We start from the raw sequence: 17,458 nt of genomic DNA on the forward strand, positions 1-17,458 counted from the left end.
CAGGACATTGTCATTCATCTGACACGAATCGTTGTTAGTCAGAGGATGTTTCAGCACCAATCCTTAGTTAAAGAAGCGCGGCCAGGACTCCGGTCCTGACCGCGCGAATTTTTCCCATCAACAAGCAGTGGTGCCGGATCAGCTGCCGCCTGCAACCGCGACGCTGCGATGCTCTGCCGGCATTTCACGCGGCGGGCGACCGATCACGTCACGCAGATCCTCCAACTCGATGAAGTTGTCGGCCTGACGGCGCAGCTCGTCCGAAATCATCGGCGGCTGGCTGCGGATCGTTGACACGACCGACACGCGAACGCCCTGACGTTGCAGGCTGGCGATCAGCGGGCGGAAATCCCCGTCACCCGAGAACAGCACGATATGATCCACACGCGGTGCCAGTTCCATGGCATCGACCGTCAGCTCGATATCCATGTTTCCTTTGACTTTCCGACGCCCCATGCTGTCGGTGTATTCCTTGGCCGGTTTGGTGACCATGGTGAAGCCATTGTAATGCAGCCAGTCAACCAATGGGCGGATCGGTGAATACTCGTCGTTTTCAAGCAGCGCTGTATAGTAGAAAGCTCGAAGCAACTTGCCACGGCGCATGAATTCCTGCCGCAGAAGTTTGTAGTCTATGTCGAAACCGAGTGCTTTTGCCGCGGCATAAAGATTCGAGCCGTCGATGAACAGCGCTAGCCGTTCGTCCTTATAAAACATAAATACGTCCTTCCGGTATAATCCAGACTGCGCCGCGTTACGTGAGTGAGTGGGTGTTTTATAAATTGACGCAATCTGGTGGGCTTATAATTAGAACTTTTGGCCGTTATCGCAAGTATGCAATGTGTCGAATATAGGGTAGCATATGCACAATTCATTGCCAAACGCTGTTGTGGCATTGGGCGCAAATCTCGATCTGAGAGGAAATGGGCCCGCTGTAACGCTACAGCGCGCAATTGACGCACTTTCGCAGCAGGGCGTAGTGATTCGCTCTGTCAGCCGGTTTTTTGCGACGCCTTGCTTCCCCGCTGGCGCTGGTCCGGATTACGTGAATGCGGCCGTGCTGATCGAAACCGACAAATCCCCGTCCCAGCTTTTGCGCGTATTGCACGAGGTTGAACACCAGTTCGGTCGTGAACGGGTGCAGCGCTGGGGAATGCGGACGCTGGATCTGGATCTTGTGTGCTATGGTGATCAGATACTGCCCGACCGCACCCTGTTCGACCGCTGGCTGACCCTGCCGCCCGAGGAACAGCGGCAAGAGGCACCGGATCAGCTGATCCTGCCGCATCCGCGCCTTCAGGACCGCGCGTTTGTGCTTGTGCCGATGGCGGATATTGCGCCCGACTGGCGCCACCCTGTGCTTGATCGCACGGTTTCCCAGATGGTCGCCGACCTGCCCCCGTCCGAGGTTGCGGCGGTTACGCCGCTGTGATCCCTGCAAATGCAGCATTTCCTGCTTGTCAAGGCGCGGAATCGCGCTTAGATAAACCTCTTCCTGACATGGACTCAGAAACGGAGAGCGCCCAATGGCCCGCGTGACGGTTGAAGATTGCGTAGACAAGGTTCCAAACCGGTTCGAACTGGTGATGCTGGCCGCCCATCGGGCGCGCGAGATTTCTGCCGGTGCCGCGATTACCGTTGACCGCGACAACGACAAGAACCCTGTCGTGTCCCTTCGCGAAATCGCCGACGAGACCCAAGGCGCGGACGCCCTGCGCGAACGCCTGATCGAGGCCAACCAGACCCAGATCGAGGTTGATGAGCCGGAAGAAGATCAGATGGCGCTGCTGATGGGTGCCGAGTCGGACAAGCCTGCGATGGACGACATGTCCGAAGAAAAGCTCCTGCGCGCTCTGATGGAGGCTCAAGGGCAGGGGTAAGCTCCAAAGACGAAGGTGCGGGCCGGATGATTTCTGCTGACGATCTGATTGCGCTGGTCCGCAACTACAATCCCAAGACGAATGCTGAACGTCTCGCGCTGGCCTATGAGTTTGGCCAGCAGATGCACGCAGGGCAATTCCGCCACTCTGGCGAGCCCTACTTTACCCACCCTGTTGCCGTTGCCGCCATCCTGACCGAACAGCGTCTGGATGATGCGACGATCATCACCGCATTGCTGCATGACACGATCGAAGACACCAAGGCCAATTACGGCAAGGTGTCCGATCTGTTCGGGGATGAGGTCGCCAAGCTGGTCGACGGCGTCACCAAGCTGACCAACCTGCAACTGTCCAGCCGCGAAACCAAGCAGGCCGAGAATTTCCGCAAGCTGTTCATGGCCATGTCCAAGGACCTGCGGGTCATTCTGGTCAAGCTGGCCGACCGTCTGCACAACATGCGCACCATCAAGGCGATGCGGCCCGAAAAGCAGGTTCAAAAAGCGCGCGAGACGATGGATATCTACGCGCCGCTTGCGGGCCGCATGGGGATGCAATGGATGCGCGAGGAACTGGAAGACCTCGCGTTCCGCGTCCTGAACCCCGAAGGCCGCCAGTCGATCATCCGTCGCTTTATCACGCTGCAACGTGAAACCGGCGATGTGATCCACCGCATCACCGGCGACATGCGCCACGAGCTGGAAAAGGCAGGCATCGAGGCCGAAGTCTTTGGCCGCGCCAAGAAACCCTATTCGATCTGGCGCAAGATGCAGGAAAAGGATCAGGGCTTCTCGCGCCTCTCGGATATCTACGGGTTCCGCATCATCACCCAGACGGAAGAAGACTGCTATCGCACGCTTGGGGCCATCCATCAGCGCTGGCGCGCGGTGCCGGGGCGGTTCAAGGACTATATCAGCCAGCCGAAATCGAACGGCTACCGTTCAATCCATACAACGGTTTCAGGGCGCGACGGCAAACGGGTCGAGGTTCAGATCCGCACCCGCCAGATGCACGATGTGGCCGAAACCGGCGTTGCGGCGCACTGGTCCTACCGGGACGGGGTGCGCACGGAAAACCCCTTTGCCGTCGACCCGGCGAAGTGGATATCCAACCTGACCGAGCAATTCGACAACGAGGATGATCACGAAGATTTCCTCGAAGCCGTCAAGCTCGAGATGTATTCGGACCAGGTCTTCTGCTTCACCCCCAAGGGCGACGTGGTGAAACTGCCGCGGGGCGCGACCCCGATCGATTTCGCCTATGCCATCCACACCCGGATCGGCCATGCCTGTGTGGGGGCCAAGGTCGATGGCATTCGCGTGCCGCTCTGGACGCGGATGAAGAACGGCCAGTCCGTGGATATCATCACCGCTGACGGGCAGACACCGCAGGTCACGTGGCTTGAGATTGCAGTCACCGGCAAGGCCCGTACCGCCATCCGTCGCGCCCTGCGCGAGGTGGATCGCGAACGGTTCATCAAGCTGGGCAAGGAACTGGCGCGCTCGGGCTTTGACCATGTGGGGCGCAAGGCCACCGACAAGGCGCTTGATACCGCCGCCAAGCACCTGCGCCTGAAAGACCGGCATGAATTGCTGGCCCGTTTGGGCAGTGCCGAACTGACCGCCCATGAGGTGGTTCAGGCTGTTTATCCAGAACTGGCTCAGGATGACGGCGACGCCATTCCGCTGCGGCGCGCGGTGATCGGTCTTGAGCCCGGCCAGAAATTCGACCGCGCGCCCTGCTGCCAGCCGCTGCCGGGCGAACGGATCGTCGGCATCACCTACCGGGGCAAGGGTGTTGTGGTGCACGCGATCGACTGCGACAAGCTCAGCCAATATGAAAGCGAACCGGAACGCTGGGTCGATCTGCATTGGCATTCTGGCACGCACCCGGCCGTCTATGGGGCGACACTGGATCTGACCATCGGCAACGATGCCGGGGTTCTGGGGCGCATTTGCACATTGATCGGCGAGAAAAAGGCCAATATCTCAAACTTGGAATTTGTGGACCGCAAACCGGATTTTTACCGCCTGCTGATCAATGTCGAACTGCGCGACCTTGAACAGTTGCATTCGCTGATGCTGATGCTTGAGGCTGAAAGCGACGTTGCAGCGGTCGAGCGTTATCGGGACCGGACCAAAACCGCGACCGCGGTTGGCTGAGAAGGGGTGATCACGGGTGGTATTCAAGCGCCGAGACCGACGCTCTCCTGTTCAGGTCGCTTCGGAACTCGTCTATCCGCGTGGCGGATGGACCCGCGCCTTCCACTATGTCAAACACCGTGTCCGCCGCCTGCCGGATTCCCCTGACCGGATTGCCCGCGGCATCGGGGCGGGCGTTTTCGCATCCTTCACGCCGTTTTATGGGCTGCACTTTCTGGTCGCCGCAATTGGTGCGCGGCTGATCAAGGGCAATATTCTGGCCGCGCTCAGCGGTACGTTCTTCGGCAACCCCCTGACCTATGTCCCGATTGGGGTGATCTGCCTGCAAACCGGGCATTTCCTGCTGGGCACCGAATATGAAGAAGGCGACACGCAGGGGCTGATGGGCAAGTTTGCCGACGCCATCGGCGACCTCAAGGACAATCTTCTTGCCCTGTTCACGGACCGCGTGGCCGACTGGCACGGGCTGGGTCAGTTCTACGATGACGTTTTCTATCCCTACATGATTGGCGGCATCATTCCCGGTATCGTGGCGGGCATCATCTGCTACTACCTCAGCCTGCCGCTGATCCTGACCTACCAGCTGCGCCGCCGCGCCAAGATCAAGGCAAAGTTTGAAGAAATCAAACGCCGGGCCGAAGAAACACCTGCCGGTCCCGCGCCAAGATCGCTAAGGTCGGGGCGAAAATCTGCAAAAGGAACCAAATGATGTCCGAAAGCCGTCTGCGTCTGGGTGTGAATATCGATCATGTCGCCACCGTGCGCAACGCGCGCGGCGGGGCCTATCCTGACCCGCTGCGCGCCGCCAAGCTGGCAGAGGAGGCCGGCGCCGACGGCATCACCGCGCATCTGCGCGAAGACCGCCGCCATATCTCGGATGCCGATATCGACGGCCTGATGGAGGTTCTGTCGGTGCCTCTGAACTTTGAAATGGCCGCCACCGACGAGATGCAGAAAATCGCCCTGCGCCACAAGCCGCACGCCGTCTGCATCGTTCCCGAAAAGCGCGAGGAACGCACAACCGAAGGCGGGCTCGAAGTCGCGCGCGAGGAAAACAAGCTGGCCCATTTCATCGCCCCCCTGCGCGAGGCCGGGTGCCGCGTGTCGATCTTCATCGCCGCGGATCAGCGCCAGATCGAGGCCGCGCACCGTATCGGTGCCGAGGTGATCGAACTGCACACCGGCGCCTATTGCGATGCCCATGCCGAAGGCCGCATGGACGCCGCCGCGCGCGAGCTTGAATCGCTGCGCCAGATGTCCACCTTTGCCCATTCTCTGGGGCTCGAGGTCCATGCAGGCCATGGCCTGACCTACGACTCCGTAAAGCCGGTTGCCGCCTTCCCTGAGGTCATGGAACTGAACATCGGGCATTTCCTGATTGGCGAGGCGATCTTTCTGGGTCTCACCCCCGCCATTCGGGAAATGCGCCGTCTGATGGACGAGGCACGCGCGTGATCACCCCCGGCTTTATCGCCATCTGGTTCGCCTGGCTGATGGCCGGGGGCTCGCCGGGCCCGGCCACGATGGGCATTGCCGGAACCGCCATGAACGAAGGCCGCACCGCCGGGCTGGCCTTTGCCCTTGGCATCTGCGCCGGATCGGCCGCTTGGGGCATTGCCGCAGCGCTGGGCCTGTCGGCGGTCATGCTGGCCAATGTCTGGCTGTTCGAGGTGATCCGCTATGTCGGCGTGGCCTATCTGGGCTGGCTGGCGCTGAAGGCCCTGAAACGCGCGATGACCTCGGATGATGAGGTCGCCCTGGGCAAACCGGTCACCGGCACGCTGCCCACGATCTTTGCCAAAGGTGCGGCGATCCACCTGACCAACCCCAAGGCAATCCTCAGCTGGGGGTCGATCTATGCCATCGTCGCGCCAAGCGATGCCAGCCTGCCGATGCTGCTGAGCTATTTCGCCATGCTGTACGCAGGATCACTGATGATCTTCATCGGCTATGCGTTTTTGTTCTCATCCGCCCGCATGGTCCGCACCTACCGCCGCGCCCGCCGCTGGTTCGATTTCGCCTTCGCCGGGTTCTTTGGCGTGGCGAGTTACAAGATCCTGACGGTGCGGTTGTCGTGATCAACCTTTGGACATCCGAGCAAAAAACCTTGTTGTTTAACCGGGTTTGGTACGTGGTTTGTTTCGTTGTTAGTATGATGCTGTCGGTTTCGTCGGGCTTTGCCCGGGAAAAACTGGGCCTCGAAGGTGTGTTTTTCTTTCCGGTCGATTTCTTTGTGACCCCCAGCATTATGGCAGCAGTGGTTCTCACACATCCATGGTCAAAGAGGTTTTCTGAAACAACCGCAAACGCCACATTGTGGTACAACGCAGCCTACATGGTTGGTCTTTCAGTGGCGGTGTTGTGGGCTATGCAACTCGCAGCATTGTTTTACCACTTCAGGTATTGGCACCAATTTGATTTTTCGGCTTTCGCTTTTAGAAACAGTGCTCTGCTGTTTTGGGCAGCGGTTTCTATAGGCATATGCCGAGCCGTGCTATCGCAATCGATACAGGCAAAACGAACGCTTTTTGGCGGTGAAAGAAGCTGACACAACTGATCCTCGGTATCGGTACAGACCTGGCAAACGCACGCAAATAGATCTCGGCAAATTCCGGTGGAAGCGCTAGGGCGCGTTCGAGATTTCCAGAAACCAATCCGCCACGGCACCGGCCCAACCGGGCTGCCTGCCGTGGCCATGTGGCCCAAGCGCCAGGGTGACAGAACCGTCCTGACACTTGCTCCACTTCTTTCGCCAGGATGCGCCTTCTGTTGCAACGCTGTTTGCCATCTGCCCGCATCCATTGGTTCTGGTCAGAATTTCAATGGATTTCAAAACGCTGCCCTGTTCGAAATCATAGTCCCCAAAGGTCACAAAACGCCCCTCCAGCGGGACGGTCCGGTCTGCAAATCCGTGGGAATGATGCATGTGAACCGGGCCGCTGCACCGCCGCCACATTGGCTCCCAAAAAGCCCCTGATGCCGAGGCATAGGCAAAGGCAAAGGAATGATCCGTGCAGGCCTTGTCCCAAACCAGTGATCCGCCGCGTGAATACCCCGCCAGCAAAATGCGATCTGCGTTCAGGTCGAAACGGGCAATGGCGTCTTCCTTGATCTGCTCCAGCGCGGCCAGATCATCCCGCGGCCAGCGATAGCCATCATGCACCCCCCAGTCCAACACCTTGGGGTTGCCAATGTCGACCTGACCATTCGGCGCGATAAAGGCGATGCCGCGGTCGGTAAAGGCCGCCGCAAGGCCGGAAAGATTCACTGCTGAATTCGCCGTTGCCCCATAGCCATGCAGATAGATAACAGCTGGCGGCTCGGGCGCGGCCTCGGGCAGAACCACCCGATAGGACAACTCTCCTACCTGACAGGGGGTATCCTCGGTTCCGCAATCCTGTGCAAAAGCGGGGAAAACGGTGCTTGCGACAATGCCAGCCACCGCGATTGCCATGAACGGAATTTTCGACATTGCGTCCCCCGAACCAACGTAAAAATTGCACATTCCGGTAAAGTATATCACGGAATGCGGCAACCAACCGCTTGCGCGTGGTCATCAATTGCCGTTGATTGGCCCGACCAGAGAAATGAGAGCCACATGATCCTCGGCATCGGCACAGACCTTGCAAATATCGACCGCATTCAGGGCACGCTCGACCGGTTCGGCGACCGGTTCCGCAACCGTGTCTTTACTGACACCGAACAGCGCAAGGCCGAACGCCGTGCGGATACCGCAGGTACTTATGCCAAACGCTGGGCCGCGAAAGAGGCCTGTTCCAAGGCGCTCGGCACCGGCCTGCGCATGGGCATTTCGTGGAAGGACATGGCCGTCACCAACCTGCGTACCGGGCAGCCGGTGATGCATGTCACTGGCTGGGCCGCCGAACGCCTGAACGAACTGACACCCGCTGGGCACGAGGCGATCATCCACGTCACCCTGACCGATGACCACCCCTGGGCACAGGCCTTTGTCGTGATCGAGGCGCGTCCTCTGCAAGATCACGTCACACAGCCTTGACTTGACCCCATCCCCCCCGCATGTAGCAGCGAAGCCAAGCACAGAGAACTGGAGAGAGCAGTATGGCCGACGAAGCCAAGATCGGAAGCGGCGTCTGGGAAACGATCAAGACCATCGTCTATGCCCTGCTGATCGCGGGCGTGTTCCGGACCCTCTTCTTTCAACCGTTCTGGATTCCCTCCGGTTCGATGAAACAGACGCTGCTGATCGGCGATTTCCTCTTCGTCAACAAAATGGCCTACGGCTATTCCTACGCCTCATGCCCCAGCCTGATCATTCCCAGTGTCGGTCTGAACATCGACGCCGAAGATCTCTGCGGCTGGATGCAGGGCGGCGACGGCAACCGCATCTGGGGCGGCGATCCCGTGCGCGGCGATGTCATCGTCTTCCGCCACCCGGTTAGCGGGCGCGACTATATCAAGCGCCTTATCGGCCTGCCGGGCGACCGCATTCAGGTCCGCGAGGGGCAGATCATCCTCAACGGCACACCGGTTCCGCAACAGCCTGACGGCATATTCACCGAAATCGCCGAACCGCAGGGCCCGCAACGCCTGCGCCCCCGCTGCGAAAACGGCCCCGTCGGTGTTGGCGGCGCCTGTGAAAAGTCGCGCCTGATCGAAACCCTGCCCAACGGTGTCACTTATGACGTGCTGAATATCGGCAATCAGGGGTCGGACAATACCGGCATCTATACCGTGCCCGAAGGCCACTATTTCTTCATGGGCGACAACCGCGACAACTCGGCTGACAGCCGCCTGCCGCAATCCGCTGGCGGGGTTGGCTATGTGCCTTACGAAAACCTGATCGGTCGCGCCGACCGGATCATGTTCTCGTCCGCTGGCCGGTCGATGCTGTTCTTCTGGACCTGGCGCGGGGATCGGTTCTTTAAGGCGGTCAATTGAAGCTCTCGGCTGAAATAAAGGCGTTCCAGCGGCGATTGGGGTATGAGTTCAAAAACCCCGAACTGCTGGTGCGTGCGCTGACCCACGGCTCGGTCTCATCGTCGACACGCCCGGACAATCAGCGGCTTGAATTTCTGGGCGACCGGGTGCTGGGCCTTGTCATGGCCACCGCGCTGCTTGAGGCCGACAAGAAAGCCTCCGAAGGCCAGCTTGCGCCCCGGTTCAACGCGCTGGTCCGGAAAGAGGCCTGCGCAGATGTCGCCCGCCAGATCGATCTGGGCGCGGTGCTGAAACTGGGCCGGTCCGAGATGCTCTCGGGGGGGCGCCGCAAACAGGCGCTGCTGGGCGACGCGATGGAGGCGGTGATTGCCGCCATCTACCGCGACGCCGGGTTCGAAGCCGCCCGCGATGTCATCCTCGCCCTCTGGGGCGACCGCATCCACAAGGTCGAGGCCGACGCCCGCGACGCCAAAACCGCGCTTCAGGAATGGGCACAGGCGCGCGGCCAGAAACCACCCAGCTATGTCGAGGTCAAACGCAGCGGCCCCGACCACGCCCCCGTCTTCACAATCGCCGCCCGCCTTCAGGACGGAACCGAGGCACAGGCCACCGCAGGCTCCAAGCGCCAGGCCGAACAAGCGGCTGCCAAGGCGTTGCTGGAGCGGGTCGGCTGATCCCTGTTGAAGCTCGGCCTGTCACAAACTTCAATCTAACTTGAAGACTATAGAAGCCACGACAGACGACCTGTATCTGGGTATCAGTCGTTTTGGCACCCGTTAGACTGCGGCAGGTCAAAGCACTCGGGAAACAACGTATTAAGGCAATCCAATGCAACGTGCAAAACTCTCGCTCGTCAATATCGGCTTCCTGTTCATTGCCGGGTTTGTGGCAACCATGGCCTTCGATTTCTGGGGGCAAGTTGTCAGTCCGGGGATCGGCTGGGCCAACCTGTCACCCGAAGGTCTGGCGCAGAGTTTGCTGTCCAGTCTGGGTTTGCCCAGCAACGCTTTTCTGGGCTTCTTCGTGCATTTCTACATTGTCGGCCTGATTGCCTATCCTTTGGGTTGGTTCCTTATTTTCCAGCCAATCTGGGTCAAGGTACTGGGTCCGGTCCACATGTTGGCAGCCTCGGCAATCTATGGATTCGGTCTGTGGGTGTTTGCAATCGGAGGTGTCACGACCTTTGCCGGTCTGCCGCCGTTCCTGAACTTCGTCGGGATCACATGGGTCGCGCTGATCGGCCACGTTTTGTACGGCATCGTGTTTGTTGCCGTGCTGAACCCCATCCTGCGCCGTCACCCGTGATCTGATCCGTTCTATCCGTCGGTCCGGTGTCGGGCCGACGGCTTTCATTTATCACTCCACCCGGAAAAACCCGGTCAGCCCGGTTTTCTGATGTTCGATCACATGGCAATGAAAGGCCCAGTCGCCGGGGTTGTCCGCCACCAGCGCGATGTCCGCCACCTCATCCTTCAACAGCAGCATCGTGTCGGTCATCAGCGGTGGCAGGGTGCGCAGGTTGGATCGCAGCGGCACGAAGGCCAGCCCGTGCAGGTGGATCGGATGCAGGTTGGGCGACTCGTTGCGCAACCGCAGGACATAACTTTTGCCTTGTTCCAGAACCGCCAGCGGCCCGGTGCCCTGCGCTGCATCACCCGGCCAGGGTTTGCGGTTGATCGACCAGAAACTATACCCCAGCGTGCCGCAGAACCCGTCATTCGGGGCACCGCCCTCCGGGGTCCAGCCAAAGACGAACTCATGCAGCTCCGCGCCGTTTGGATCAGGTCGCACAACGGGATTTGCACGCAGCGGGCGCAGCTCTCGCAGATCGCGCGCCGCTGATGTGCCGGTCGCCCGCAAGCGGGCCATGGCGCGGTGCGGCTGGCCGGGAAACTTGGCCATCAGCTCCGCCGACCGCCCTTCGCCCTCGGGCATCCGGACGGCAAAATCCACCCGTTGACCGGGGCCCAGCAACAGCGGTTCATCCGCCGTTGGCACCGGCAGGTCAATCTCGACCGGATGCCCGTCCCAGGCGATGATCCGGGTTTCGGCCCCCTCGGGATGCAGCTTATAGATGCGGGTCGTGTCCGTGTTGACCACCCGCAGCCGCACCAGACTGCCCGCCGCGTGCTCATAAACTGCCGTGCTCTGCCAGTTGGCGGTCTGCACCGTACCAAACGTGCCCGCCCGCGCCGCACCCCGCGCCGTATAGGCCGGCAGGAACGCGTCATCCTCGTCCAGACGGAAATCCCGCAGATTGATCACCTGTTCGCTGTCGAACCCCGGCTCTTCCGGCTCGGCAATCACTATCACGCCGGTCAGCCCGCGCGCCATCTGCTCCATCGTCATGCAATGGGGGTGATACCAGTAGGTCCCCGCATCCGGTGGCGTGAACTCATAGGTGAAACTTTCGCCCTCGCCGATGGGCATCTGGGTCAGGTAAGGCACCCCGTCCATCTCGTTTCGGATGCGCAACCCGTGCCAGTGCATCGAGGTATAGTCCGGCAGCGTATTGCGCACGCTCAGCCGCATAGGCTCGCCCTGCCGCCCATACAGAACCGGCGGCGGCGCATCGGGCGACAGGCTGACCATCCCTGTGGTCAGCCCTTCGCGCAGCCGGTAACTGGCGGGTTGCAGCACCAGTTCCTGTGCTGCATCACCTGCCGCCAGCGACCATTCGCCCAACCCAAACGCACCTGCGGCGGCACCGCTTCCAAAAAGAAACTCGCGACGTTTCATGACAACCTCACTGAAAGGATTTGCTGCCGGGCTGGAACTGGCTGGGCATCTGTGCCTGTCCTGCCACCGCAAACGCAGGGCCGCAATGCGACAAATCCCTCTGGCCCGCCGCCCCTTTCTGCTATAGGGGGGCGCAGTTGCAGACAGGATTGCCAGACATATGACCACACGCGCCGGATTTATCGCCCTGATCGGAGAGCCCAACGCAGGCAAATCCACCCTCCTGAACCGCATGGTCGGGGCCAAGGTCTCGATCGTGACCCATAAGGTGCAGACCACGCGTGCGCGTATCCGCGGCGTTGCGATGGAAGGTGACGCGCAACTGGTCTTTGTGGACACGCCGGGCCTGTTCAAACCGCGCCGCCGTCTGGACCGTGCCATGGTCGCCGCCGCCTGGGGCGGGGCCGCCGATGCCGATATCGTCGTGCTGATGGTCGAGGCGCATCGCGGCATCACCGAAGGGGTCGAACGCATCCTCGAAGGGCTGGCCGAGATCGGGCAGGGCCGCACCATCGCGCTGGCCATCAACAAGATCGACAAGGTGCCGTCCGAGAAACTGCTGGCGCTGACCAGCGACCTGAACGCGCGCTACCCTTTTGCCGAAACCTTCATGATCTCGGCCGAAAAAGGCCACGGCGTCGACGACCTGCGCAAATGGCTGGCGGGCGAATTGCCCGAAGGCCCGTGGCTGTATCCCGAAGACCAGATCGCCGATCTGCCCCTGCGCATGATCGCCGCTGAAATGACGCGCGAGAAGCTGACCCTGCGCCTGCATCAGGAACTGCCCTACCAACTGACGGTCGAGACCGAAAACTGGGAAGAACGCAAGGACGGCTCGGCCAGAATCGATCAGGTCATCTATGTCATGCGCGACGGCCACAAGGGCATCGTTCTGGGCAAGAAGGGCGAGACGATCAAGGCCGTCAGTCAGGCCGCGCGGGCGGAACTGGAAGAGTTCCTCGACCGCAAGATCCACCTGTTCCTGCAAGTGAAAGTCCGGCCCAACTGGCTTGAGGAATCCGAGCGCTATTCGGAAATGGGTCTGGATTTCAAAGACGGCAACGCATGACCCGCCTGACCGCTGATTTCTGGGTGCACGCCTATCTGGCGCGGCTCCGGTTTCAGGAAATCCCCGCCTTTGTCGTGGCCCATGGCGATGACACCGCGGGCGCGGTTCTGGTCAAGCTCAACACGCTCGACGGGCAGGCCACCGCCTTTCAACGCAGCTTTGATCTGTTGAGCGGCGAACGCACATGGGTCGAACTTTCCTCTGGCCCCGAGGGCGACGTGGATCACGCCATCCAGCGCCAGCGCAGCTTTGACCCCGACCTCTGGGTGATTGAGGTCGAAGACCGGCAAGGCCGACATCTGCTGGGCGAAGAGGGGCTGGAGTAGCGGGCCAGACGCATGTCGGCTTTCGAGCCCAAAGCGGAAATGATCTACGCGTTGGCCACAAACGCATCCACTTCGATTTCAACCAGCCATTCAGGATTGATGAACCTGTCGATCGCCATAATCGTGTCCACAGGTTTGACATCCCGGCAATAGGCCTTTCTGGCCTCAATCGCCTCTTTCCAGTTGTTGATATCGGTGAGGATCACGCGAGTACGCACCATATCATCAAGACCAGAGCCAGCTTCCTCCAGCGCGGCTTTGATGATTTCAAAGCAATGCGTTGTTTGGGCGAAAACATCGCCCACGCCCACCGTGTTGCCATCTGTATCAACGGGTGCAGTGCCCCCAACCGAGATGAATGGTCCTACCCGGACAGCTCTACTGAAGCCCACGATGTCTTCCATGGGATTCCCGTTCGATATCAGCTTGCGCTCGTATGTCATCTCTCTCCTCCACCTGATAATGGTGAGGTTGGTGTAGCATATTTTTTGTGGGGCCGAGGCCGAAAACCAGACGGCGGCTTTGTCCGCATAGATGCCCAGTCCCCTGCCGTCGGACCAAGCGATTCACGTATCTTTCCGCGTTTGATGTGCAAAACCATTGCAGAACGGAACCCTTCACGATTTTCTGGGAACACTACAACTTAATCACCGACAGGACTCCGAATTGGACTGGCGCGATCACGGCATCCTACTGACCTCTCGCCGCCACGGCGAAACCTCGGCGATTATCGAGGTCTTTACCGAATCCCACGGGCGTCATGCCGGTGTGGTGCGGGGCGGGACCAGCCGCAAGATCGCACCGATCCTGCAACCCGGCGCGCAGCTGGATGTGCTGTGGCGTGCGCGGCTGGAGGAACATATCGGCACCTTTCAGGTCGAACCCCTGCGCTCGCGCGCGGCGGCGGCGTTTTCCGGGCGGCTGGCCCTGTCCGGGCTGAACGCCGTCGTGTCGCTTTTGTCCTTCTGCCTGCCCGAACGAGAGGCGCACCCGGCGCTCTATACCCGGACCGAGCGGTTGATGGACCTGTTGGGACAGGATGAGATCTGGCCGCTGGCCTACCTGCGATGGGAGCTGGCGCTGCTGGACGAGCTTGGCTTTGGCCTTGACCTGACCGCCTGCGCCGCGACCGGCACGACCGAGGGGCTGGTTTATGTGTCGCCCAAGACCGGGCGCGCCGTCAGTGCCAAAGGGGCCGGGGAATGGGCAGACAAGATGTTGCCGCTGCCGCCCTGTCTGCGGGGTGAAGGCACCGTGCCGGATGCCGAGATTGCCGAGGCTTTGCGCACAACAGGATATTTCCTGAACCACCGCGTCGCCCCCGCGCTGGGGCATAACCCTTTGCCCGAGGCGCGCGCGCGGTTCGTGGATCAGGTCACTCGGCGGCTGTGAACACCATCTCGTGCCCGTCTTCATTGCGCAGGATCAGCACATCGCCCGACACTTCGGATTGGGTCATGGCCAAAAGGGCGGCGAAATAGACCCCTTCGGCCTCAAGCCCGGCGCAGGCGGCCCGCGTTGCTCTCAGGTCCTGAATTTCGAACCACGGGTAGGGCGCGCTCAGCGTACCGTCATAGCCGTTGCAGGGGGCATTTCCGGTTATCCTGCCCTCTTCTGGGAACCGTAGCAAGGCGCTGGCGGCAAAGGGCTGTCCGTCGATCTCCTGCAACGCCCATGTCCGGTCTGCCGCGCCATAAGCGGCAACGGATTCATCCCTGTCGCATTGAAACAGGGCCATCAAAGGCAGGGTCAGGATCAGGCGTGTCATGGCAGGGTTCTAGCGTATCAGCCCTATCGGCGAAACCGGGTCAGTAGGGCAAAGACCCATTCAGAAGCCGCTCGCGCACTTCCAGCCGGGGTGCCCAGTTGTATCGCGTATCCTCGCGCACCGGCGCCCAGAACAAGGCACCGCTGTTGCGCCAGGGGTCGAGGATGATACCGTCATACATCGTGTCCCCCTTGGCGCTGATCGATGCCGAATGGTGGATGATGCGAAACGGGGTTGGAGGCGACGTGGCCCAGTTCAGGTCCAGCGTCCGGAAATTTTCCTGCCGCAAGCGTTTGGTCATCGCTTCGGCCCAGTCATTGCACAGACCCTTTTCGCGGAACCCGTTGATGACCTTGGCATTGTGGATGATCGCCGGGTCGGTGACGTTCCAGTCCTGCTTCAGCTGCTGCGAATAGGCATAGGCAATCGTGGCCGCTTGCTGTGCCTCGGTCGGATCGACATTGGGCCCAAGCGCCTGGATCGACTGCGCCAGCGCATCAATATCGTTCCGGCTCACCGTCGGCTGCGGGGTGGTGCAAGCCACCAGAGCAAGAGCGGCAAGAACAGCGCACATGGCAAGGAAAGATCGGGTCATGCGGTTTCCCAAAAGTTATTTTTCCGTCTCGTGTCCGGCTGATGCTCTACCGGTGAAAGGGGCGGGATCAAAGGGGGAAGTTTTGAAACACGTGGGTCATTTGTGACCGTCACGCGGGCCACGAGGGGCATTGGAATGTTTTGTACAAAACGTACTCTGCACGGTTCGGACCGCGTACAGATTGTACAATACAGGAAAAAGACCCGGCGCAAGCGCCGGGCCAGTCGGGGAAACAGGACTGCGGAAATGGGTCACCCGAGCAGACGTCGTGCGATGACCTGTGCCTGAATTTCGGCAGCCCCTTCAAAAATGTTAAGGATACGCGCGTCACACAGAACGCGGCTGATCTTGTATTCCAGCGCAAAGCCGTTGCCGCCATGAATCTGCAACCCGTTATCCGCCGCAGCCCAGGCCACACGCGCACCAAGCAGCTTGGCCATACCGGCCTCAAGGTCACAGCGCTGGCCGTGATCTTTTTCCCATGCGCTGAAGTAGGTCAGCTGACGCGCGATCATGATTTCGACCGCCATCATCGCCAGTTTGCCGGACACGCGCGGGAAGTTGATCAGGGATTTTCCGAACTGCTTGCGGTCGATCGCATATTGCATGGCGATGTCCAGCGCACACTGTGCCACGCCGATGGCGCGGGCGGCGGTCTGGATGCGCGCACTTTCGAAGGTTTCCATCAACTGTTTGAAACCTTTGCCTTCTTCTCCGCCCAGAAGGTTCTCACCCTTGACGTGGAAGCCGTCAAAACCCAGCTCGTATTCCTTCATGCCGCGATAGCCCAGAACCTCGATCTCGCCACCGGTCATGCCGGGGGTCGGGAAGGGGTTCTCGTCAGTGCCCGGTGTCTTTTCCGCCAGGAACATGGACAGGCCGCGGTGGTCGGTGCTGTCGGGGTTGGTCCGCGCCAGCAGGGTCATCACATGGGTTCGCGCGGCGTGGGTGATCCAGGTCTTGTTGCCGGTGATCTTGTAATCGCCATTCTCATCCTTGACCGCGCGCGTGCGCAGGCTGCCAAGGTCTGAACCGGTGTTAGGTTCCGTGAAAACGGCGGTCGGCAGGATCTCGGCACTGGCGATCTTTGGCAACCACTGTGCCTTTTGCGCGTCGGTGCCGCCCGCGATGATCAACTCGGCCGCAATCTCGGATCGGGTACCCAGCGAACCCACGCCGATATAGCCACGCGACAGTTCCTCGGACACCACGCACATCGACGCTTTGGACAGGCCAAACCCACCGAACTCCTCGGGGATGGTCAGACCAAAAACGCCCATTTCCGCCAGTTCTTCAATGATTTCCAACGGAATCAGTTCATCCTTCAGGTGCCAGTCATGCGCGTTTGGTTCGACCTTTTCCTGCGCGTAGCGGCGGAACTGGTCCCGGATCATCTCAAGCTCTTCATCCAGACCGGACGCGCCGAACATCGTAGCTCCGGCCTGATCCTGCATCAGCGCAACCAGACGGCTACGTGCGGCCTGAGAATTGGCCCGTGCCATCAGGGTCTGCACTTCGGTCGACTGAAAGCCCGACAGCGCGTCCCAGCCAAGACCCATATCCTGAAGACGCACCACCTCGCCCTGGTTCATCGGAATTCCGCCCGCGACCTGGTGCAGATATTCGCCAAAGGCTATCTGGTGCAGCAACTGCTCGATCTCGCCAAATTTACCATCGGCTTGCAGCGCTTCTGCCCAGCGCTGCATCTGTTGCAGCGACTGCGAATATGTCGCCAGCCAGGCCAGACCATGCGCGGCGGTCTGATTTGCTTCGATCAATGCGCCAGAAACCCGGCCCTCAGCAGTCACCATGCCACGCACGGATGCGCGGGCTTTTTCAAAAACGGCGTCCACAGCAGGCACGGCGGCCCGCGTTAAATCCAGAAGATCGGGCAAAACTGCATCAGTTGTCATTTGGGTCATATCCTGTCCGTCATGGGCCATGAATCGCGTCCTTTCCTCGGTCGTCTGGTCATATCATGCTGCACGTGCAGCGCAACAAAAAT

The 17,458-nt window shown here is 60.4% G+C and carries 22 protein-coding genes; 15 read left to right on the forward strand and 7 right to left on the reverse strand.

All coding sequences use genetic code 11. The features are described 5' to 3' along the window. Positions 1–138: 138 nt before the first annotated feature. Positions 139–714, reverse strand: a complete 576-nt coding sequence (locus tag ACR0CE_RS12050) for a LabA-like NYN domain-containing protein (RefSeq protein ID WP_209506211.1) — start codon at positions 712–714, stop codon at positions 139–141. Positions 715–859: 145 nt separating this feature from the next. Here ACR0CE_RS12050 and folK point away from each other — a divergent pair, with 145 nt between their 5' ends. The 7 genes from folK to ACR0CE_RS12085 all read left to right on the forward strand — a co-directional run bounded on the left by folK (position 860) and on the right by ACR0CE_RS12085 (position 6,584). Continuing rightward, complete coding sequence (gene folK, locus ACR0CE_RS12055) at positions 860–1,429, forward strand: 2-amino-4-hydroxy-6-hydroxymethyldihydropteridine diphosphokinase (protein WP_480832618.1); 570 nt, start codon at positions 860–862, stop codon at positions 1,427–1,429. 94 nt (positions 1,430–1,523) lie between these two features. Then, positions 1,524–1,877 carry a DNA-directed RNA polymerase subunit omega gene (gene rpoZ, locus ACR0CE_RS12060; RefSeq protein ID WP_209506215.1) on the forward strand — a complete coding sequence of 118 codons (354 nt, stop codon included), beginning with the start codon at positions 1,524–1,526 and terminating at the stop codon, positions 1,875–1,877. 26 nt (positions 1,878–1,903) lie between these two features. Continuing rightward, positions 1,904–4,036: a RelA/SpoT family protein gene (locus tag ACR0CE_RS12065; RefSeq protein ID WP_480832620.1), complete on the forward strand. Its 2,133-nt coding sequence runs from the start codon at positions 1,904–1,906 to the stop codon at positions 4,034–4,036. Between the two features lie 16 nt (positions 4,037–4,052). Beyond that, complete coding sequence (locus tag ACR0CE_RS12070) at positions 4,053–4,745, forward strand: DUF2062 domain-containing protein (RefSeq protein ID WP_480473877.1); 693 nt, start codon at positions 4,053–4,055, stop codon at positions 4,743–4,745. Continuing rightward, the gene (locus tag ACR0CE_RS12075) at positions 4,745–5,491 is read left to right on the forward strand and encodes a pyridoxine 5'-phosphate synthase (protein WP_480586720.1); all 747 of its coding nucleotides are present in this window, start codon (positions 4,745–4,747) and stop codon (positions 5,489–5,491) included. Before ACR0CE_RS12070 ends, ACR0CE_RS12075 begins: the two co-directional genes overlap by 1 nt. After that, the gene (locus ACR0CE_RS12080; RefSeq protein ID WP_480559680.1) at positions 5,488–6,114 is read left to right on the forward strand and encodes a LysE family translocator; all 627 of its coding nucleotides are present in this window, start codon (positions 5,488–5,490) and stop codon (positions 6,112–6,114) included. Before ACR0CE_RS12075 ends, ACR0CE_RS12080 begins: the two co-directional genes overlap by 4 nt. Further along, the gene (locus ACR0CE_RS12085; RefSeq protein ID WP_480538690.1) at positions 6,111–6,584 is read left to right on the forward strand and encodes a hypothetical protein; all 474 of its coding nucleotides are present in this window, start codon (positions 6,111–6,113) and stop codon (positions 6,582–6,584) included. The genes ACR0CE_RS12080 and ACR0CE_RS12085 overlap by 4 nt, the downstream gene beginning before the upstream one ends. A gap of 75 nt (positions 6,585–6,659) precedes the next feature. On the opposite strand, the gene ACR0CE_RS12090 is transcribed toward ACR0CE_RS12085, so the two are convergent. Then, a complete protein-coding gene (locus ACR0CE_RS12090; RefSeq protein ID WP_480483759.1) occupies positions 6,660–7,508 on the reverse strand; it encodes a CE1 family esterase in 849 nt (282 codons plus the stop codon). 126 nt (positions 7,509–7,634) lie between these two features. Between ACR0CE_RS12090 and acpS the strand changes: the two genes are divergently transcribed. The 4 genes from acpS (at position 7,635) to ACR0CE_RS12110 (ending at position 10,261) form a co-directional block, all read left to right on the forward strand. Beyond that, on the forward strand, positions 7,635–8,054 hold the full coding sequence (gene acpS, locus ACR0CE_RS12095) for a holo-ACP synthase (protein ID WP_209506227.1): 420 nt from the start codon (positions 7,635–7,637) through the stop codon (positions 8,052–8,054). Between the two features lie 62 nt (positions 8,055–8,116). Beyond that, on the forward strand, positions 8,117–8,956 hold the full coding sequence (gene lepB, locus ACR0CE_RS12100; protein WP_480832623.1) for a signal peptidase I: 840 nt from the start codon (positions 8,117–8,119) through the stop codon (positions 8,954–8,956). Beyond that, complete coding sequence (gene rnc / locus ACR0CE_RS12105; protein WP_480832625.1) at positions 8,953–9,630, forward strand: ribonuclease III; 678 nt, start codon at positions 8,953–8,955, stop codon at positions 9,628–9,630. Before lepB ends, rnc begins: the two co-directional genes overlap by 4 nt. A 154-nt stretch (positions 9,631–9,784) precedes the next feature. Further along, entirely contained in the window at positions 9,785–10,261 is a 477-nt protein-coding gene (locus tag ACR0CE_RS12110; RefSeq protein ID WP_480483757.1) for a hypothetical protein, read from the forward strand. A gap of 51 nt (positions 10,262–10,312) precedes the next feature. Here ACR0CE_RS12110 and ACR0CE_RS12115 read toward each other — a convergent pair whose 3' ends face one another. Next, positions 10,313–11,695: a multicopper oxidase family protein gene (locus ACR0CE_RS12115; protein ID WP_480832627.1), complete on the reverse strand. Its 1,383-nt coding sequence runs from the start codon at positions 11,693–11,695 to the stop codon at positions 10,313–10,315. Here ACR0CE_RS12115 and ACR0CE_RS12120 point away from each other — a divergent pair. Genes ACR0CE_RS12120 through ACR0CE_RS12130 form a run of 3 tightly spaced genes read left to right on the forward strand, consistent with a single transcriptional unit; the run spans position 11,694 to position 13,090 of the window. Beyond that, positions 11,694–11,822, forward strand: coding sequence for a hypothetical protein (locus ACR0CE_RS12120; RefSeq protein WP_267366116.1), 129 nt, complete (start codon positions 11,694–11,696; stop codon positions 11,820–11,822). The genes ACR0CE_RS12115 and ACR0CE_RS12120 overlap by 2 nt on opposite strands. A gap of 33 nt (positions 11,823–11,855) precedes the next feature. Continuing rightward, positions 11,856–12,764: a GTPase Era gene (gene era, locus ACR0CE_RS12125; RefSeq protein WP_480473866.1), complete on the forward strand. Its 909-nt coding sequence runs from the start codon at positions 11,856–11,858 to the stop codon at positions 12,762–12,764. After that, positions 12,761–13,090, forward strand: coding sequence for a DUF1491 family protein (locus tag ACR0CE_RS12130; RefSeq protein WP_480832629.1), 330 nt, complete (start codon positions 12,761–12,763; stop codon positions 13,088–13,090). Before era ends, ACR0CE_RS12130 begins: the two co-directional genes overlap by 4 nt. Before the next feature lie 44 nt (positions 13,091–13,134). On the opposite strand, the gene ACR0CE_RS12135 is transcribed toward ACR0CE_RS12130, so the two are convergent. Next, positions 13,135–13,533 carry a RidA family protein gene (locus ACR0CE_RS12135; protein ID WP_480494626.1) on the reverse strand — a complete coding sequence of 133 codons (399 nt, stop codon included), beginning with the start codon at positions 13,531–13,533 and terminating at the stop codon, positions 13,135–13,137. Positions 13,534–13,756: 223 nt separating this feature from the next. On the opposite strand from ACR0CE_RS12135, the gene recO reads away from it, so the two are divergent. Then, the gene (gene recO / locus ACR0CE_RS12140; protein WP_480832631.1) at positions 13,757–14,482 is read left to right on the forward strand and encodes a DNA repair protein RecO; all 726 of its coding nucleotides are present in this window, start codon (positions 13,757–13,759) and stop codon (positions 14,480–14,482) included. Here recO and ACR0CE_RS12145 read toward each other — a convergent pair. From ACR0CE_RS12145 to ACR0CE_RS12155, 3 genes are all read right to left on the reverse strand, one after another. After that, entirely contained in the window at positions 14,466–14,858 is a 393-nt protein-coding gene (locus ACR0CE_RS12145) for an META domain-containing protein (RefSeq protein ID WP_480832633.1), read from the reverse strand. The two genes, recO and ACR0CE_RS12145, sit on opposite strands and share 17 nt — an antisense overlap. Positions 14,859–14,898: 40 nt before the next feature. Continuing rightward, entirely contained in the window at positions 14,899–15,453 is a 555-nt protein-coding gene (locus ACR0CE_RS12150; protein WP_480832635.1) for a hypothetical protein, read from the reverse strand. 251 nt (positions 15,454–15,704) lie between these two features. Beyond that, a complete protein-coding gene (locus tag ACR0CE_RS12155) occupies positions 15,705–17,396 on the reverse strand; it encodes an acyl-CoA dehydrogenase family protein (protein WP_480483752.1) in 1,692 nt (563 codons plus the stop codon). Between the last annotated feature and the right edge of the window lie 62 nt (positions 17,397–17,458).

This window comes from Ruegeria sp. L11 (genome assembly GCF_056531755.1).

Excerpts from the sequence above, each read along its gene's own strand:
- ACR0CE_RS12050 (WP_209506211.1), bottom strand. The coding sequence starts at position 714 with ATGTTTTATAAGGACGAACGGCTAGCGCTGTTCATCGACGGCTCGAAT.
- folK (WP_480832618.1), top strand. The coding sequence starts at position 860 with ATGCACAATTCATTGCCAAACGCTGTTGTGGCATTGGGCGCAAATCTC.
- rpoZ (WP_209506215.1), top strand. The coding sequence starts at position 1,524 with ATGGCCCGCGTGACGGTTGAAGATTGCGTAGACAAGGTTCCAAACCGG.
- ACR0CE_RS12065 (WP_480832620.1), top strand. The coding sequence starts at position 1,904 with ATGATTTCTGCTGACGATCTGATTGCGCTGGTCCGCAACTACAATCCC.
- ACR0CE_RS12075 (WP_480586720.1), top strand. The coding sequence starts at position 4,745 with ATGTCCGAAAGCCGTCTGCGTCTGGGTGTGAATATCGATCATGTCGCC.
- ACR0CE_RS12090 (WP_480483759.1), bottom strand. The coding sequence starts at position 7,508 with ATGTCGAAAATTCCGTTCATGGCAATCGCGGTGGCTGGCATTGTCGCA.
- acpS (WP_209506227.1), top strand. The coding sequence starts at position 7,635 with ATGATCCTCGGCATCGGCACAGACCTTGCAAATATCGACCGCATTCAG.
- lepB (WP_480832623.1), top strand. The coding sequence starts at position 8,117 with ATGGCCGACGAAGCCAAGATCGGAAGCGGCGTCTGGGAAACGATCAAG.
- ACR0CE_RS12110 (WP_480483757.1), top strand. The coding sequence starts at position 9,785 with ATGCAACGTGCAAAACTCTCGCTCGTCAATATCGGCTTCCTGTTCATT.
- ACR0CE_RS12120 (WP_267366116.1), top strand. The coding sequence starts at position 11,694 with ATGACAACCTCACTGAAAGGATTTGCTGCCGGGCTGGAACTGGCTGGG.
- ACR0CE_RS12115 (WP_480832627.1), bottom strand. The coding sequence starts at position 11,695 with ATGAAACGTCGCGAGTTTCTTTTTGGAAGCGGTGCCGCCGCAGGTGCG.
- era (WP_480473866.1), top strand. The coding sequence starts at position 11,856 with ATGACCACACGCGCCGGATTTATCGCCCTGATCGGAGAGCCCAACGCA.
- ACR0CE_RS12130 (WP_480832629.1), top strand. The coding sequence starts at position 12,761 with ATGACCCGCCTGACCGCTGATTTCTGGGTGCACGCCTATCTGGCGCGG.
- ACR0CE_RS12135 (WP_480494626.1), bottom strand. The coding sequence starts at position 13,533 with ATGACATACGAGCGCAAGCTGATATCGAACGGGAATCCCATGGAAGAC.
- ACR0CE_RS12145 (WP_480832633.1), bottom strand. The coding sequence starts at position 14,858 with ATGACACGCCTGATCCTGACCCTGCCTTTGATGGCCCTGTTTCAATGC.
- ACR0CE_RS12150 (WP_480832635.1), bottom strand. The coding sequence starts at position 15,453 with ATGACCCGATCTTTCCTTGCCATGTGCGCTGTTCTTGCCGCTCTTGCT.
- ACR0CE_RS12155 (WP_480483752.1), bottom strand. The coding sequence starts at position 17,396 with ATGGCCCATGACGGACAGGATATGACCCAAATGACAACTGATGCAGTT.